This window comes from Mucilaginibacter paludis DSM 18603 (assembly GCF_000166195.2).
In the GTDB taxonomy this organism is placed as follows: Bacteria; Bacteroidota; Bacteroidia; order Sphingobacteriales; family Sphingobacteriaceae; genus Mucilaginibacter; species Mucilaginibacter paludis.
Genome location: NZ_CM001403.1, coordinates 1047466 through 1062568 on the forward strand (window position 1 = coordinate 1047466; position 15103 = coordinate 1062568).

General features: G+C 41.7%; 20 protein-coding genes. 8 read left to right on the top strand and 12 right to left on the bottom strand.

The features are described 5' to 3' along the window. Window positions 1-22 precede the first annotated feature (22 nt). Entirely contained in the window at window positions 23-1219 is a 1197-nt protein-coding gene (locus MUCPA_RS35665) for a redoxin family protein (protein WP_008504699.1), read from the bottom strand. Window positions 1220-1338: 119 nt separating this feature from the next. On the opposite strand from MUCPA_RS35665, the gene MUCPA_RS35670 reads away from it, so the two are divergent. The 4 genes from MUCPA_RS35670 to MUCPA_RS04455 all read left to right on the top strand — a co-directional run bounded on the left by MUCPA_RS35670 (window position 1339) and on the right by MUCPA_RS04455 (window position 4548). Further along, entirely contained in the window at window positions 1339-2808 is a 1470-nt protein-coding gene (locus tag MUCPA_RS35670; RefSeq protein ID WP_008504701.1) for a sensor histidine kinase, read from the top strand. Beyond that, a complete protein-coding gene (locus MUCPA_RS04445; protein ID WP_008504703.1) occupies window positions 2808-3491 on the top strand; it encodes a response regulator transcription factor in 684 nt (227 codons plus the stop codon). The genes MUCPA_RS35670 and MUCPA_RS04445 overlap by 1 nt, the downstream gene beginning before the upstream one ends. Window positions 3492-3935: 444 nt before the next feature. Continuing rightward, window positions 3936-4169 (top strand): hypothetical protein, encoded by a 234-nt coding sequence (locus MUCPA_RS04450; RefSeq protein WP_008504704.1) that lies wholly within the window; start codon window positions 3936-3938, stop codon window positions 4167-4169. Next, on the top strand, window positions 4156-4548 hold the full coding sequence (locus MUCPA_RS04455; protein ID WP_008504705.1) for a type II toxin-antitoxin system VapC family toxin: 393 nt from the start codon (window positions 4156-4158) through the stop codon (window positions 4546-4548). The genes MUCPA_RS04450 and MUCPA_RS04455 overlap by 14 nt, the downstream gene beginning before the upstream one ends. 222 nt (window positions 4549-4770) lie before the next feature. On the opposite strand, the gene MUCPA_RS04460 is transcribed toward MUCPA_RS04455, so the two are convergent. Together MUCPA_RS04460 and MUCPA_RS04465 are read right to left on the bottom strand one after the other, a co-directional pair. Next, window positions 4771-5130: a helix-turn-helix domain-containing protein gene (locus tag MUCPA_RS04460; RefSeq protein WP_008504706.1), complete on the bottom strand. Its 360-nt coding sequence runs from the start codon at window positions 5128-5130 to the stop codon at window positions 4771-4773. Next, window positions 5114-5425: a type II toxin-antitoxin system HigB family toxin gene (locus MUCPA_RS04465; protein ID WP_008504708.1), complete on the bottom strand. Its 312-nt coding sequence runs from the start codon at window positions 5423-5425 to the stop codon at window positions 5114-5116. The genes MUCPA_RS04460 and MUCPA_RS04465 overlap by 17 nt, the downstream gene beginning before the upstream one ends. A 684-nt stretch (window positions 5426-6109) precedes the next feature. On the opposite strand from MUCPA_RS04465, the gene MUCPA_RS04470 reads away from it, so the two are divergent. Continuing rightward, a complete protein-coding gene (locus MUCPA_RS04470) occupies window positions 6110-7483 on the top strand; it encodes an ATP-binding protein (protein ID WP_008504710.1) in 1374 nt (457 codons plus the stop codon). A gap of 142 nt (window positions 7484-7625) precedes the next feature. Here MUCPA_RS04470 and MUCPA_RS38135 read toward each other — a convergent pair whose 3' ends face one another. From MUCPA_RS38135 to MUCPA_RS38790, 6 genes are all read right to left on the bottom strand, one after another. Further along, the gene (locus MUCPA_RS38135; protein ID WP_008504711.1) at window positions 7626-7805 is read right to left on the bottom strand and encodes a hypothetical protein; all 180 of its coding nucleotides are present in this window, start codon (window positions 7803-7805) and stop codon (window positions 7626-7628) included. Between the two features lie 260 nt (window positions 7806-8065). Then, complete coding sequence (locus tag MUCPA_RS04480) at window positions 8066-8377, bottom strand: hypothetical protein (RefSeq protein WP_008504712.1); 312 nt, start codon at window positions 8375-8377, stop codon at window positions 8066-8068. Further along, entirely contained in the window at window positions 8374-8580 is a 207-nt protein-coding gene (locus MUCPA_RS04485) for a helix-turn-helix domain-containing protein (protein ID WP_008504713.1), read from the bottom strand. Before MUCPA_RS04485 ends, MUCPA_RS04480 begins: the two co-directional genes overlap by 4 nt. A 241-nt stretch (window positions 8581-8821) precedes the next feature. After that, window positions 8822-9976: an acyltransferase family protein gene (locus MUCPA_RS36825; RefSeq protein WP_008504715.1), complete on the bottom strand. Its 1155-nt coding sequence runs from the start codon at window positions 9974-9976 to the stop codon at window positions 8822-8824. 91 nt (window positions 9977-10067) lie between these two features. Then, entirely contained in the window at window positions 10068-10823 is a 756-nt protein-coding gene (locus MUCPA_RS04495) for a helix-turn-helix transcriptional regulator (protein WP_008504716.1), read from the bottom strand. A gap of 86 nt (window positions 10824-10909) precedes the next feature. Next, window positions 10910-11257, bottom strand: a complete 348-nt coding sequence (locus MUCPA_RS38790; RefSeq protein ID WP_157544079.1) for an aminotransferase class V-fold PLP-dependent enzyme — start codon at window positions 11255-11257, stop codon at window positions 10910-10912. Window positions 11258-11272: 15 nt separating this feature from the next. Between MUCPA_RS38790 and MUCPA_RS04500 the strand changes: the two genes are divergently transcribed. Beyond that, complete coding sequence (locus MUCPA_RS04500) at window positions 11273-11581, top strand: helix-turn-helix domain-containing protein (protein WP_233276843.1); 309 nt, start codon at window positions 11273-11275, stop codon at window positions 11579-11581. Window positions 11582-11838: 257 nt separating this feature from the next. On the opposite strand, the gene MUCPA_RS04505 is transcribed toward MUCPA_RS04500, so the two are convergent. The 3 genes from MUCPA_RS04505 to MUCPA_RS36665 all read right to left on the bottom strand — a co-directional run bounded on the left by MUCPA_RS04505 (window position 11839) and on the right by MUCPA_RS36665 (window position 12865). Continuing rightward, on the bottom strand, window positions 11839-12231 hold the full coding sequence (locus MUCPA_RS04505; RefSeq protein WP_008504718.1) for a type II toxin-antitoxin system VapC family toxin: 393 nt from the start codon (window positions 12229-12231) through the stop codon (window positions 11839-11841). Next, window positions 12218-12451, bottom strand: a complete 234-nt coding sequence (locus MUCPA_RS04510; protein ID WP_008504704.1) for a hypothetical protein — start codon at window positions 12449-12451, stop codon at window positions 12218-12220. The genes MUCPA_RS04505 and MUCPA_RS04510 overlap by 14 nt, the downstream gene beginning before the upstream one ends. A gap of 99 nt (window positions 12452-12550) precedes the next feature. Continuing rightward, window positions 12551-12865 carry a helix-turn-helix domain-containing protein gene (locus MUCPA_RS36665; RefSeq protein WP_008504719.1) on the bottom strand — a complete coding sequence of 105 codons (315 nt, stop codon included), beginning with the start codon at window positions 12863-12865 and terminating at the stop codon, window positions 12551-12553. Window positions 12866-13344: 479 nt separating this feature from the next. Here MUCPA_RS36665 and MUCPA_RS04520 point away from each other — a divergent pair, with 479 nt between their 5' ends. Together MUCPA_RS04520 and MUCPA_RS04525 are read left to right on the top strand one after the other, a co-directional pair. After that, window positions 13345-13626, top strand: coding sequence for a hypothetical protein (locus MUCPA_RS04520; RefSeq protein WP_008504720.1), 282 nt, complete (start codon window positions 13345-13347; stop codon window positions 13624-13626). Between the two features lie 136 nt (window positions 13627-13762). After that, window positions 13763-15097: a TlpA family protein disulfide reductase gene (locus tag MUCPA_RS04525; protein WP_008504721.1), complete on the top strand. Its 1335-nt coding sequence runs from the start codon at window positions 13763-13765 to the stop codon at window positions 15095-15097. The last annotated feature ends 6 nt before the right edge of the window (window positions 15098-15103 follow it).

Here is a 15103-nt window from a genome sequence, read left to right on the forward strand (position 1 = left end):
CTTCAACGTTCGCGCCGAATATTCAATAAATAACAGGTTGCTTGAACAGTATAAGCATATTGACCTCCCGTTGCTCTTTTGTTAAACCTAAGCCCATGCCGGCTAAAATATTCAGTAGGCTTTGCGGATTTTCCGGCTGGAAAGAGAATTTAATATCAAATTTTTCTGCGTTGCCGGTTTCATCTACTACCAGCTTTTCTATACCATAGTTTTCCACATATTGTGCAAACTCCTTCATGGTGATCATTTGCTGGTCGATCTCCCCATGCCTGGCATAGTAAGTGCGTTCACCGGATGTATTTTTTTTAATAGACCTGAATTTTGTGGTATCAGTGATCCGCAAAATTTGGACATCTTTAATTACCGGTTTGATCTTTGCTTGTAGGTCGAAGCGTTTGGCCAGCTCTTTTTGCAATGCCGGCAACAGGTCTGCCGGATTTTGGACGATCAGGTCCAGGCAATAAACCGGCGCTTTTTTACCAACTTCTGTTTCATCAATAGTGCGGCTATAGGGATAGTGGCCATTAGCCAACATATAAAGGGTAGTCAAAGGCAGGTTGATGCACGTTAATCTTCGCCCGCTAAAAGCTTTATTGTCCAGCCAAGTTGTGCTTAACCCGGGATCTCCTTTGATCTCTGCCTGCATCATGAACCGGTATTGCACGGTATCTGAAGCGAAAAAGTTTTGTTTGATCAAATCCTCATGACTAACCAGGTTATCTTTTTTTTCCGGCAGGTGTACCTGTTGCTTTTTAAGTAGGCTATCAATTACTTTTTCGGTGATCGATTCCGGGCTGGTGGCCGCAATCAATTTGCCATTGGGTCCAATAAGGATAGAATGCGGGATCAACTGATGCGGGAAGACCTTCGCGATAGCACGACCAGTATCTATAGCAAACCAAAAATTAGCTGGTTTAGATTTGATGTACAATGCCGCCCGCTTTTCGGTTTCATCGGTTACGGCAATTATCTGCAGAGATTTTGGGTACTTGGTCTGTAATTTATTTAAATGGGGCATCGCTATTAAACACGAGCCGCACCAGGTAGCCCAAAATTCCAACAGGACTACTTTGCCTTTAAGCTGGCTCAGGCTTGTGGATTTAACCGGCGAGTTAAGCAGTGTTTTAAAATCCAAATTGGGAACCGTTTCGCTTTTTTTAACCTGGGCAACAGAAGCTTGTGCTGCACCTAACAGTAAAAGGATAAATATTCTTTTCATAAATCTTTTTTTTATAAAAGTACTCCTGCCATCAACCATCGCACCTTAACATAGGTTAACCAAAGTTAATTAGTGTTAACGCCCACTTTTCCTGAAGCGCTTATTGTAATTTTACATTAATGAAAAAGCATATCTTACTTATCCTGGTACTGATGTCGCTGTGTGTCACGGGTATTGTTGGCTTACAGCTTTTTTGGAATTATCAGAACTACCGAACAACAGTAAGAGCATTTGATCATGATATCAATGAAGCCTTGAATATCGCAGTGGCCAAAGAAACAGATCAGCGGCAGGAACAGATCGTCACAAAGTTTAAGGGCTGGCTGGCAGATACCTCTTTAATCATCATTACGGCTGATCACAAAAACCGGGATAGTATGACTGTATTTTACACGCGGGATGCGCACCCCAAATTTAAAGAAGATAAAAAAAGTAAGTCCCAGTTCGGTCTGAACGATTTTAAGGAAAAACTGGACCATATTACGCCAAAAGCAAAGGCTTTAATGATTAAACATTTCGGGGATAGGATATTGAAGCGTGATCTTAAGGAAGGGATCGTTTACTATTACACGCAAATGCTGGGCGATAGCCTGGTGAAGGTATTTAATGCCAGCAAAGTAAAGCCGCCTGACCTGGAACAACTTTTCAAGCGAGAGCTGGCAAACAAGAATATCAATGCACCCTTTGTGTTCAATCCGACAGGTCAGACCGGCTTGTATCTGACCAGAAAGGTCAATACCAATTTCAGGAAGCCTTTCAAAAACGATTTTGTTTACGCGGGTATTGAAAGCCCCAATACTTATTTTTTCAAAGAAATGAAATGGGTTATTATTACCTCGCTGCTTTTAATCATTATCACGATTAGTTGTTTTACCTATACGGTGAGGACGTTGCTATCTCAGCAAAAATTGGCCGAATTAAAGGAGGATTTTATTAACAATATGACGCATGAGCTCAACACACCAATATCATCCATTAAAATCACCACTGAGGCACTGAAGACGTTTAAGTATAATCCGGATATACAAAGAGAATATCTGGACATGATCAGCTATCAGTCTGATAAGCTTCAGGACCTCACCAGCAAGATTTTAAACACTGGCCGGCTAATTAAAAACCATTCTGCCAATTGGACCGAAATTGATTTTAACGAATTGGTGTCAGCGGCGATTAATGACTTGCGACCACTAATAGAAAGCCATGATGCAATTGTCGATTACCGACCCTCTGAAGCGGCGCCCAGCATACGTGGCGATATTTCCAGCTTAAGGAACGTGATGGTAAACCTTATTGATAATGCGTTGAAATATGCGACTGGCAGACCGTCGGTTTCCATTGAAGTAATGGCATTAGTTAACCACGCCGTTATTAAGATAACAGACAATGGCATTGGCATTCCGCGCGAGTACCATGCTCAGGTATTCGAGCAATTTTTCCGGGTTCCGCAAGGCAATTTACATGATGTCAAAGGCTTTGGCCTGGGTTTGAGCTATGTCAAACAAGTGATCCAACAGCACCACGGCGAAGTAACCGTAGCTGACCATCAACCAACCGGCAGCGTGTTTACGATTAAATTACCGCTAAGCTGATGGATAAGCTTAATCTTTTGCTGGTAGAAGACGAACCTTTTTTAGCACGAGTAGTCCAAGACAGCCTGGAACAGCTGGGTTACAGCGTAGTACATGCACCTGACGGAAGAAAGGCTTTTAGCTTATTTCATAATCAGTTTTTTGACCTGTGTATCATCGATGTGATGTTGCCCTATACGGATGGCTTCACACTGGTAAAACAAATCAGATCGTCAGGGTCGCAGGTGCCGGTTTTATTTCTTACAGCAAAAACCGCGACCAATGATCTGATCGAAGGGTATCAGAGCGGTGGAAATGACTATCTTAAAAAGCCTTTTAGCTTAGAAGAGCTCTTCTTAAGAATTAACGAATTATTAAAAAGAGCTAAGCCGCCTCATTCAGCTTTTGAGACGCAATCAGCCATTGGCAAATATGTATTTGTTCCACACCAGCAGCTTTTGAAATTTGGAAGTGAAGAGCACCGGTTGTCCCACCGCGAAACCCAACTGTTAAAGCTACTTTATGATCACCGGAATGCTTTATTGGAGAGGAAACAGGCGCTGATTACTTTATGGGGTGATGACAGTTTTTTCAACACGCGTACCATGGATGTATTCATTAACAAATTACGTAAACATTTACAACACGATACTGCCGTACAAATCATCAACGTTAGGGGCATTGGGTATAAGTTAATTTGTTAACAACAGGCTCGTTTCATGATTTATCCTATTAAAGCTAACGAGCATTACAGATCACAACAAAGGGCTATTTCGTGCTATGCGCCGTTAAGGTACCGCTTCAGATCGCTTCCCAATATAAAACTCCCAACCTTCTACAAATCTTGGTATGGCAAAGTGCTGGTTATGTGGATACAATGTCGGCTACTGATTTTTTTAAACGACAAGCAAATCCAGAGAAATATGGCAACAATTGCCGGAAGAAGTTAGGAATAAAATTAGTCCCAGAAGAATTACTGATTTGCTTGGCAAAAGTCCGAGGAATGCCATTGTCGTAAAGGATGGGAAGCGGGGGCGGGAGCAACTGTTTCGGTTGAAAGCCGTGTCTGAGAAATAATCGAACAGTCTCGGGGTATGATTATTGATAAAATATTCTTTAAATTTGTATGAACACTCATTTCTACATCCATGCAGATAGAAACACGTAAATTACATTTGATTGAAGAAATGCTCAAAGTAAAAAGTGAGGCTACTTTATCTGCTTTAGAGAACTTGCTAAAGAGGTCAGCGAAAGATACAGGCACAAAAAATACTCCAAATCTAAAAGAGTTTTCGGGAATATGGTCTAAGGATGAAGCGGAAGAAATAGAGCGTATCATAGCTGAGTCCTGTGAAACAATCCATCCCGATGACTGGAAATAATCTGCTGGACACTAATATCGTTATCGAATTATTTAAAGGCGATGCTGCTATCACATCGTTTCTTGAAAGCCTGGAAGACGATATAAATATTCCCTTTGCTGCATTAGGAGAACTCTACCTGGGTGCCTACCGATCTGCCAACCCAAACAAACACATCAAACAGATCAATGCTTTTCTCAAAAAATGCAATGTATTGATCGCCGACGAAGCAACCGCCAATCATTATGCACAGATCAAAACAGCCTTGTTGCAAAAAGGCAAACCGATACCTGAAAACGATATATGGATAGCAGCAGTTGCCCAACAATTCGATCTTAAACTGCACACTAAAGATAGGCACTTCAAAGAAATCGATCTTCTGAATTTACAGAGCTGGTAAATTACCACACCAGCCAATTCGCCCCGCTCGCATTTGCGGCCTATCGCCCCCGCGCGCATTCCCGCACTGTTCCGGTAAGCAATAGCGGACAGCAGAGCGCACAAAAAAGCCAAGCGAGGCCTGGCTTTTCAATTTATCGGGTTGTATATTTTATTTCTTTCTCAGTTTGTTTAAGCCTTTCCTAATTTTTTTGCTAACCTACCGGAATTCGATTCGTTAGTATTAGTAAGCTTGTATTAAAACCTGTGCAGGGATATGTAGAACTTCGTTCAATTTTCTAATCATGGCTAAGCTCAATTTTCTCTTTCCGGAAAGAATCTCAGATTTGCGGGAGCGGTACCCCAAAATATCACCCAACTCTTTTTCAGAAATTCCCATTTGATCCAGTCTGAACTTAATGGCCTCTAACGGATTTGGAGATGGTATGGGATGATGCACCAACTCATATTCTTTAATAAGTATACTAAGCACCTCTAATTCATCGGAGGCAGTTGACCCCTCCTTTATATCAGTTTGCATCAGTTCGTACACACGAGCTAAAGCGTCATTATATTGTTCTTCTGTTTTAATTGGCTTTAACATAACTTACTGTTTTTGCATCTATTTGATCATACTGTTTGTGTGTTCCGAACCATACTACAAATGCGATCTTTAGTCTATACTCAATATCTACAATCAAGCTGTAAGTATTACCTTGAATATTGAAAACACCCCGTTTGGTTGTAAGTATAGACGCATTTCGATACTGATCCTTTAATTCATTAGGACTATTCCAGGATGCCGCTGAGGCCTCTTCATACCAACTCAACAAAGCTTGTTCAGCCTGGTGATAATCGGCGGCATAGTCTTTTAAAGTTTTTGCTGCTATTACTCGCATCGCTTTTACGAATATATCAAATGTTACCAAATTGGTAACATTTGATATTGGAATATTTATAGTTATACAAATTGTCAATATAGCACACTACCTTAGGTTTTAATTTTAAAACCAATCGGCGCTCGCGGATCATTTTTTTGAAAGCGTCCGGAGCGTATCGCCTTCCACTTCTTTTTGAGATCGCAATTTGCGACCTCAAATTCTTCATCGGTTAGACGAAACATAAATCCCATCGAAAATGACACCAAAATGCAACAAAAAACCCCTCAAACGTAGCGTTTGAAGGGTTTTAGTGGTGTTTGATACCGTTTCAGTGGAGCCGGAGGGAACGATAATTATTGAATTTATCGCTATTAATCAGCTCTTTATGTTTTTATAATCCTTGGAAGGTCACCGAATAGGTCACCACCAAAATAAACCAAATAATGCTGTTGCTTATTGATAACAAATATAACGAATAACATTTTTATTTGTGCAATAATTTTCTGTTTGCGATTCCCTTATCTGTTATAAATTTATCACAAGTTCAGTTGAATAAATGGTATATTGAATTTCATGATGCACGTAATTAAATAATGACTGCCTTTATTCTATTACAAGATATAATAAAAACAGGGGTTATTCTATTACAAAAAAGGTGTAAATTTGCCCTTATTCTGTTACATTAAGTGCGGATTTTGGAATATGGCTTTTAAAAGAAGTATAGAAGATTATCTTAATCGCTGGAAATTAAGCACTGCGCGTAAGCCGCTTATCATAAGAGGCGCACGGCAGGTTGGCAAAACTACGTTAATACGGGATTTTGCCCAAACCTACGCACATGCTATTGTGCTCAACTTAGAAAAGCCAGCAGACCGCCGTTACTTTGACGATTTTGATGATGTGCAAACCATTTTTGAAGCTTTATTTTTAGCACATAATATTCCTTCATCGGCGATCACAAATACTCTTTTATTTATCGATGAAATACAGGAGAGCCCCAAGGCCATCCAGTTGTTACGCTATTTTTATGAAGAAATACCTGCGCTTCATGTCATCAGCGCAGGTTCATTGTTGGAGTTTGCCATGCAGAAAGTGCATAGCTTCCCTGTAGGTCGTGTGGAATTTTTATATCTCCATCCGCTTAATTTTCAGGAATACCTGGAAGCCACCGGAAAGCAGGCGTTGCTGCAACAATTACGACAGGTCCCGGTGAAAGCTTTTGCCCATCAAACGTTAATGGATGCCTTTCATCGCTATGCGATTATCGGAGGTATGCCCGAAGTAATCAAAACAGACGTTGAGAAACATAGCCTTTCAGATTTACGGATTATCTATGAAAGCATTTGGGGTACTTACAAAAATGATGTAGAAAAATACACATCCAACGAGACTGAAAGGAAAATCATTAAACATTTAATGGATACTGCACCGCTGTACTTGGACGAACGTGTAAAATTTCAAGGCTTCGGAAATTCCAATTATAGGTCACGAGAAGTAGGAGAAGCGTTCAGAACCCTGGACGAGGCAAAGATCGTGCGTTTGATCTACCCAACTACAGACCTGCACCCGCCATTGAAGGCTGATTTGAAGAAAGCGCCGCGTTTACAATTCTTAGATACTGGCCTGGTCAATTATTCTTTAGGCATTCAAGCCGAAATGCTGGCAATGGATGATTTAAACAGTGCTTATAAGGGGGCTGTGATACCCCATTTGGTAACGCAGGAACTGATCTCCATCCAAAGTATTTCAGCTCAAACACCGAATTTTTGGGTAAGAGAAAAAGCGCAGTCAAACGCTGAAGTTGATTTATTGTGCGCTTACGGCAAGTTGGTTATTCCCATAGAAATAAAATCGGGCAGTACAGGTAGTTTAAAATCACTCCATCAGTTCATTGAAGCCTCTGATCACCCATATGCTATTCGGATGTACGCAGGAGCGTTCAAAGTAGAGCAAGCTATTACGCCTAATAAAAAACCTTATTTGTTGATGAATCTTCCTTACTATGCCGGCACTGCACTACTCCAATATATTGAATGGTTTTTACAACAGAGACTTGAGACAGACATTTCAGAGTAATCTATAGGCACTTGCCCTCATAGATTTGGTAATTTACCGGCTCTGTAAACTCAGAAGATCGATTCCTTTGAGGTGCTTATCTTTAGTGTTTGGTATTACTCAATAGTCCCAATTCATGAAAATTGTTTTTCTCGTTTAAGCACTAATCATTTTCCACGGGGTCTATTTTTACCACCTGAGTTTCTTTCTTGTTGGAAATGCTACCGTTTTTATTGATTTTGTTAGTCCTTCTTAATGTTAATCTCGCAATATCATATACAGGCACCTCTTTGGGGATAAGATCAATGATATCACACTCAAATACCTTCGATAAAAGTTTCATAAAGGGGCTCTTTACTGCGAACGATAAGACCTTTCTTTTTTTCGAGCCAGTAAGAATATCTGGTTCTTAAAAAAACCGACCAATGAGGGACGGTTGAGAATCAGTCCTTTAGGGTGTGTTCGGTTTTTTGCATACCAAAATAGTATCTCGCTCCACTTCGTCACTCATGCTCCTCGTGCTACCCAGCTGTTTAGCTGCTGATAATATATGCTGTTCAATTGTCTGGTTGTGTTGCTATAGGCAAAGCCCGCAGCACTGTTTCAATTAATTTTTTCAAGATTATCCGGCCAATAAATAAGGCTCCCTTTTGCCGGGTGAAAAGATGGTTGATAACGGATATATCCATACTCATCCAGCTCCCTAATACACTTATGATAAGTCGCAATGGATACGATTTTGGCATAAGCCATCACCGTTTTACGGGTGATGGCAAAAGGACTGGCGAAGCCGCTCCGCTGCCAAAAAATAAATAAGCCCGTGAATAAGCTGACATGAGTCGCCAGTACCCGTTTATCGCTTCCCATGCGTTTGATCAGGTCGTTATAGCTTGCTAATTTTTTTGAGATAATCATTTTCCGTTACCCTCCAAAACCTTGTTAATGTCTTCCAACTTGTAATACATGATGCTGCCAATCTTGGTAAAGCGTAGAGTACCGTTGATGCGCAGGTTCTGTAAGGTGCCGGGTGATATATTCAGCATCTTTCTGACTTCGCAGCTTTTTTGGAGATTCTGGAGTGCTTGACCAGGCCATTCCGCAGGCTTTAGAGCACCCATTTGTGTAATCGTTTTTTATAAAATACGTTTATAATCAATGATCTGATATGAGTGTCGCGGAATCAGCTTTCTACTTTTCCGGAACGAGGTGTCAATGGATCCGGAATATCCACTATCGGGACCTGATACTCACGGTGGAAAGCCATGAACAGCAGCGGCGTGAAATTGGCTACGATGGCCTGCGTGACAAAGCCGAGGTAACAGGACCGCTTGATGATGCTGTAGTCTTGGGAAGGTCTCATTATCGCTTCAGCCAATGTTTCCCCAGCCAGTTGCGTACCGGCTCGTCATAGAGCTTCAAACATGCCCATGCTACGCCCAAGCACATAATGAAAGTGGTGATACCGACGAAAACATGGGTGCTGACAGGCGAATCCATGTGATTCTCGGCCCAGCTCATGTGCATGTACATAATGGGATAATGGGTGATGTAGAGGGGGAAGGAGAGCTGTCCGACGACAGTGCAGATACGGGTGGCACGACGCCCCTGCAGGCGGCTGCCAGCGCCAATAGAGAGGATGAGGGGAAAGAGCAGCAGGATGGCACAGAGCTCGTAGATACCCTCGTAAAGTGGGCTGATGTCGGTGAGCATAGGAGTAGAAACCATGGTAATGATAAGGAGCGATGCGGCCCAGAAGCCACCTTTGATAGAGATAAAACGATTGATGCGCGAGAGCAGCAGCCCCATGGTGAATGGGAACATAAGGCGCACCATGGCACGATAGACGTGCTCAGGATCGAAGATGAAGCCGCCATTGATGGTGTATTGGTAACCTTTGTCCACCAGATTGCCCCACAGATTGAGTTGCAAGCACAGATCGGCCGATAGTAGGGCACAGAAGGCCACGATGATACCCAGCTGCACCTTATTTACGCGACGCAAGAAGAAGGCATAGAGGACATTGGCTACATATTCGTAAATAAGGGTCCAAATAGGACCATTGATACTGGTGAGCTCGCCCCAACCACGGATGTCCATCGACTTGGGCAGCGGAATCATGCAGATGAGAAGCAATGCCTCGAGCATCAACATATACCAGGGGGCAGAATCAACTGCATTGAAGGTGGGACCACCCGAATAATAGAAGAAGCAGATGCCAATGAGCACACCCATGATGGCCATAGGCTGCAGACGGGTGAGGCGGCGCTTGAAGAAGCCCCAGGTGGTCATCTTGTCCCAACGGTCATCGTAGGCATAACCGAGCACAAGGCCACTGAGCGCAAAAAAGAAATCCACCGACATGAAGCCGTGGGGCATCACCCAACGAGAGATCTCAGAGGGATAACACTCCATCATGTGAAACATCACAACACCCAGAGCCGCAACGCCTCTGAGTCCGTCCAGAATCTCGTAACGTGGTTTGGATTCCTGATAGGTATTGGTTTGCTGATACATTTTGTAGAAATAATTAAGAAAGATGATCGTACTTTTTTTGGGTGCAAAAAAATGACATCTTTCGTAATGGACAATAGTTATTTATAACCATTCAGAGCAGCCCCATGGCTCGAGCCACACGACAAGCCTCGATGGCATGATCCACGTTGAGTTTCTCCAGTATGTTCTGGCGATGACGATTCACAGTGTTGATGCTGATGGACAAGAGGTCGGCAATCTCCTTCGAGAGCTTGCCCTGGTCGATGAGTCGGAGCACTTCGCACTCACGGGTAGAGAGCACATGAGCGTAATCCTGATTCGTCAGCACACGTCTCTCACCTGTGCGGGTATTGATTATTTTGGCCTGATGCTGCTCCTCTCGGGCCAAAGTATAGACACATGCCATGAGGCGGAAACTTCCGTTCGACGAGGCTTCCATCGGGAAAATACGGTGTTCGACGACACGGTAGTTGCCCTCCTTGTCACGCAGTCGCATATAGTCGCTGAGGTAGAAATCGCGACGACGGGCGATGGGTATTGGCTTGAGCAGATGGACAAAAGCGAGTTCGTCGGCATGACGCTGAACTAAATCGTCGGCATCAGCTCGATTGAAAATGAAGTCTTCGTAGAGCGAAGGAATTATATCCTGGCGCTCTTCGACGGTCAAACCGAGTTCGTCGGCCAGCCCACCGAAATAGCAGTAACTGCAATTGAGCTTGTTGTCACCCATCGAGACAATAGCATTCTCGGTGAACGCATACACGCGGGCCAGCGATCGGCACTCGGCTATCTGGCTGGCTTCGCCCTCATCCTCAGCGAAGGGCTGAGACATATACATATTGTTGATCTTTTTGAAATCATTGTCCATTATTCCTCCTTGGTCATGGGGATATTAGTATGAATCGTAATCTCTCATGCTGCAAAGATAACGTATTCAAGTCTCGCAAGTAAAATTTAGGCCGCCTTTGCTAATACTAGTCTATCAAAGTTGATATAATGTTTGAACGTCTCGCTTTTGTTAATCAATGCATCAAGAACGTGTTCGTCGTCTGTATCAAAAGCCACACTTAGGGTATTTGGCAAACAATTGTTTAGGTTGGCGTTGATTTTTACTGTCGTTCCCAATTTTTGCTGTAAACCATGTAGGAGTTTATCACGAAGGGTTGAAAGGTGAATGCTGTTCGCTGAAAGGTTTTGCTGTGCTAATTCACACGCTTTTCCAAGCCCAACAATGTAGGGAACATTTTCTGTTCCCGGACGAATTCCCTTTTCCTGACTTGCTCCATGTATTAAATTTTCAATTTTTGTACCCTGCGTGTGTACGAACTAATGCAAACTGATATACAGGAAGGGTCAACTGCCTCCGACGACTTAGAGGTGATTAGTATTCTTATTAAAGAATATGAGTTAGTGTATCATCCCATACCGTCTCCAAATCCGTTAGAGGCCATTAAATTCAGACTGGATCAAATGGGGATTTCTGAAAAAGAGTTGGGCGATATTTTGGGGTACCGCTCCCGCAAATCTGAGATTCTTTCCGGAAAGAGAAAATTGAGCTTAGCCATGATTAGAAAATTGAACGAAGTTTTACATATCTCTGCACTGGTTTTAATACAAGCTTACTAATACTAACGAAGCAAATTTCCGGAAGGTTAGCAGACAACTAAGGAAAAGCTTGAAACAAACTGCGAAAGAAATAAAACATACACCCCTAATAAATTGAAAAGCCAGGCCTTGCTTGGTTTTTTTTTGTGGGCCACTCCTGTCTGCTATAGCTTACAAACCTTTCACCGTAAACAACAAAACACCGGAACAGCGAGGGAATGTGCGCCGGGGTTCGGTAGGGCACAAATGCGGGCGGGGCAATAGACTGGTTTGGTAATTTACCAGCTCTGTAAGTTCAGAAGATCGATTTCTTTGAAGTGCTTATCCTTTGTGTGCAGTTTAAGATCGTATTGTTGGGCAACTGCCGCTATCCATATATCGTTTTCAGGTATCGGTTTGCCTTTTTGCAACAAGGCTGTTTTGATCTGTGCATAATGATTGGCAGTTTCTTTGTCGGCGATCAATACATTGCATCTTTTGAGAAAAGCATTGATCTGTTTGATGTGTTTGTTTGGGTTGGCAGATCGGTAGGCACCCAGGTAGAGTTCTCCTAATACAGCAAAGGGAATATTTATATCGTCTTCCAGGCTTTCAAGAAACGCTGTGATAGCAACATCGCCTTTAAATAATTCGATAACGATATTAGTGTCCAGCAGATTATTTCCAGTCATCGGGATGGATTGTTTCACAGGACTCAGCTATGATACGCTCTATTTCTTCCGCTTCGTCCTTAGACCATATTCCCGAAAACTCTTTTAGATTTGGAGTGTTTTTTGTGCCTGTATCTTTCGCTGATCTCTTTAACAAGTTCTCCAAAGCCGATAAAGTAGCCTCACTTTTTACTTTGAGCATTTCTTCAATCAAATGTAATTTACGTGTTTCTATCTGCATGGATGTAGAAATTAGTGTTCATACAAATTTAAAGAATATTTTATCAATAACCATAAAGCAAAAAGAAGGACTGTTTTTTTTGTAAGTGCGAGCTGCCATTTATTTGCTTTTTTTGATTTGTTGCTTCGCTAACTTTTTATCCTCTAACTCCTTTTTTGCTTTGTTTTCCAAATATATCTCGATAGGTGATGGATTATCATCCCATTCGGTCGGCTCTAATAATGCACGAATGTCTATATGGCCCAATTCAGCAATTTTTGATAGGCTTTTTAGGGAGGGTTGAGTAGCGTTTCTACACCAACGTGAAACGGTGTCGTTTGTGACTTTTAAAAGTTTAGCTAATTCTAATTGATCAAGGCCCACCTCATCTAAAAATATACTTATTCGATTAATCCTGTTTTTCCTCTTTTTCATTGCTGACAGCAAATATACTGAAGTATAAATAATTGAAAATCAGTAATTTATATACATATTAAATCTTAAATTAGATTTAATATGTATAATTATTTGCTTTTAAAATCTAATTTTAATAAATTTGAATAGATGTAAAAAATCTATTAATTTAATTTAAAAGACTGTTATTATATAAATAAGGTATATTTTAATTATTACGAGCCTCGCGGTCGAAAACTGGTAATTATCGTGCGATGGTAAGTATTGCGCCAAAGATCTATCTTTGCAGTCCCTTTCCTTTTGGGAGGGGGGCTGGCGCTTGCTTATTTTATTGTACGATAGTCGTTCCGAAAGGGATGATGAAGCTGAAACTTTAAATTTATTAAAGTGTAGGCGGGTTCAACCAGTACCCCGACTGCAATAAGATGCAAGTGTCCAGCCCCCCTTTTTAAGGTTGGATGCTTATTTCTTAGTAGGGCTCATTATTTGTACAGGTAATAATGAGCGGAAAACAACAAATAGACAGTCCGGTTGATATGGAATCCCTGAGGGGATTAATTGGTGAATTTTTCCCTGAATTAAACGGTTCGGCATCGGATGACATCCTTTGGCCTTGGTTTGTTTTTGCCATTGCTGGTAACGGCCAACCCATTAAGAACCTTCAGGTGGACGAACTCGCCAAATTTTCCGATCAGTTAACAAAGTTAGTAGCCGCAGTCCACCAGTGGGGCCGCATGCAGCAACTGGCAGCAAACAGCCAGGAGGAAAATCGCCATGCATAGCCACGCGGTACAAACCTGGCTGCTACTTATCTGCCCGCCCGAGTGAAAGCGTTTTGATTTCCCCCGACAGTCGCCGTCCTAAAAAGCGGCGCTGTTTTTTGCGTCATTAAATCATTATAACTAACGCCCTCATTTCATGAAAAAAATAACGATTTACATCGTCTTGGCCGCGCTTTGTTTAAATTTTAACGTACTGGCCCAAGACAAAACACCCAATATAGCCGCCTTAAAAATAGGCGACAAAGTACCTGATATTACCATTAACAATATTATCAACTACAAAGACAACGGAGGCAAATCTACTACTACCGCCAAAATATCTGATTTCAAAGGCAAACTACTCATACTCGACTTTTGGGCTACATGGTGCAGTTCCTGCATTGTAAACTTCCCTAAAATTGAAGACCTGGAAAAGGAGTTTGGGTCGAAACTGCAAATCCTTGCAGTAACCAATCAGAATAGAAATACTATCAATAAGTTCTTTGCATCAGAAGCAGGGCATAAATATCATATTACTTCTGCTGTCAACGATACTTTGTTGGCTAAGCTTTTTCCGCACCGTCTTATTCCTCATTGTGTCTGGATCAGTCAAGACGGCCATGTTATTGCAATTACTTCTGCCGAGGATGTAAATAAGGTAAATCTTACTAAAGCGATTTCAAATATAGAAAGCCATCTTACCGTTAAGAAGGACTTAGAGGAAAGCCGTCCCTTATTCCTATCAGAAAACTATCCGTTCGATAGCAAATTAATTTACTATTCCATATTCTCCAAAGGTGCCTACAGCGGCTTGGGAAGTGGAACACAATTTCGGAAAAGCAATGGTATTGTATACGGAAGAGCATTTACCAATGAGGTTTTGATCAATATTTATCTGGCTGCAGCCAGGGGATTATTTGAACAGCTAAAGGATAGCTATAATAGTAAGCGGTTACTATTAAATGTTGCTGATACCACTAAGGTTTTATTGACAAAAGGTGAGTATGGTATATTCAAAACAGATAACCAATATAATTTCGACCTGATCGTCCCCATTGCACAGACAGACTCATTATATACCCGAATGTTGCGTGACCTGAATCGCTATACTGATTACTTTGGGCGCATAGAGAAGAGGGATGTACAATGTCTGGTACTCAAAAGAACCAGTGGTGTTGATAAACTAAAATCGAAAGGCGGTAAAAATGAAAATACCTTATTTTTCAAAAAACCTGCTCATCTAACCAATTTTCCGATTAACTACCTTATAAAAAGGCTCAACGCTGAAACCAGCATATCGATGCCGGTTATTGATGAAACCAATTATCATCAGATGATAGATATTCAACTATCAGGTTCGCTTGATCTGGATAGCTTGAGAGCAGATTTGAAAAGGTATGATCTCGATTTAGTTAAAGAACGACGCTCCTTAAACATGTTCATCCTTAGTGATAAGCCCTCGTTATCGGCAGATATCAAAGCACGGCCATAACCAATT

Coding starts and splice junctions, on each gene's coding strand:
- MUCPA_RS04525 (WP_008504721.1), top strand. CDS start 13,763: ATGAAAAAAATAACGATTTACATCGTCTTGGCCGCGCTTTGTTTAAAT.
- MUCPA_RS36665 (WP_008504719.1), bottom strand. CDS start 12,865: ATGAAAAAGAGGAAAAACAGGATTAATCGAATAAGTATATTTTTAGAT.
- MUCPA_RS04445 (WP_008504703.1), top strand. CDS start 2,808: ATGGATAAGCTTAATCTTTTGCTGGTAGAAGACGAACCTTTTTTAGCA.
- MUCPA_RS38135 (WP_008504711.1), bottom strand. CDS start 7,805: ATGAAACTTTTATCGAAGGTATTTGAGTGTGATATCATTGATCTTATC.
- MUCPA_RS04510 (WP_008504704.1), bottom strand. CDS start 12,451: ATGCAGATAGAAACACGTAAATTACATTTGATTGAAGAAATGCTCAAA.
- MUCPA_RS04460 (WP_008504706.1), bottom strand. CDS start 5,130: ATGTTAAAGCCAATTAAAACAGAAGAACAATATAATGACGCTTTAGCT.
- MUCPA_RS35665 (WP_008504699.1), bottom strand. CDS start 1,219: ATGAAAAGAATATTTATCCTTTTACTGTTAGGTGCAGCACAAGCTTCT.
- MUCPA_RS04465 (WP_008504708.1), bottom strand. CDS start 5,425: ATGCGAGTAATAGCAGCAAAAACTTTAAAAGACTATGCCGCCGATTAT.
- MUCPA_RS04450 (WP_008504704.1), top strand. CDS start 3,936: ATGCAGATAGAAACACGTAAATTACATTTGATTGAAGAAATGCTCAAA.
- MUCPA_RS04470 (WP_008504710.1), top strand. CDS start 6,110: ATGGCTTTTAAAAGAAGTATAGAAGATTATCTTAATCGCTGGAAATTA.
- MUCPA_RS35670 (WP_008504701.1), top strand. CDS start 1,339: ATGAAAAAGCATATCTTACTTATCCTGGTACTGATGTCGCTGTGTGTC.
- MUCPA_RS04480 (WP_008504712.1), bottom strand. CDS start 8,377: ATGATTATCTCAAAAAAATTAGCAAGCTATAACGACCTGATCAAACGC.
- MUCPA_RS04485 (WP_008504713.1), bottom strand. CDS start 8,580: ATGGGTGCTCTAAAGCCTGCGGAATGGCCTGGTCAAGCACTCCAGAAT.
- MUCPA_RS04520 (WP_008504720.1), top strand. CDS start 13,345: ATGAGCGGAAAACAACAAATAGACAGTCCGGTTGATATGGAATCCCTG.
- MUCPA_RS36825 (WP_008504715.1), bottom strand. CDS start 9,976: ATGTATCAGCAAACCAATACCTATCAGGAATCCAAACCACGTTACGAG.
- MUCPA_RS04505 (WP_008504718.1), bottom strand. CDS start 12,231: ATGACTGGAAATAATCTGCTGGACACTAATATCGTTATCGAATTATTT.
- MUCPA_RS04495 (WP_008504716.1), bottom strand. CDS start 10,823: ATGGACAATGATTTCAAAAAGATCAACAATATGTATATGTCTCAGCCC.
- MUCPA_RS04455 (WP_008504705.1), top strand. CDS start 4,156: ATGACTGGAAATAATCTGCTGGACACTAATATCGTTATCGAATTATTT.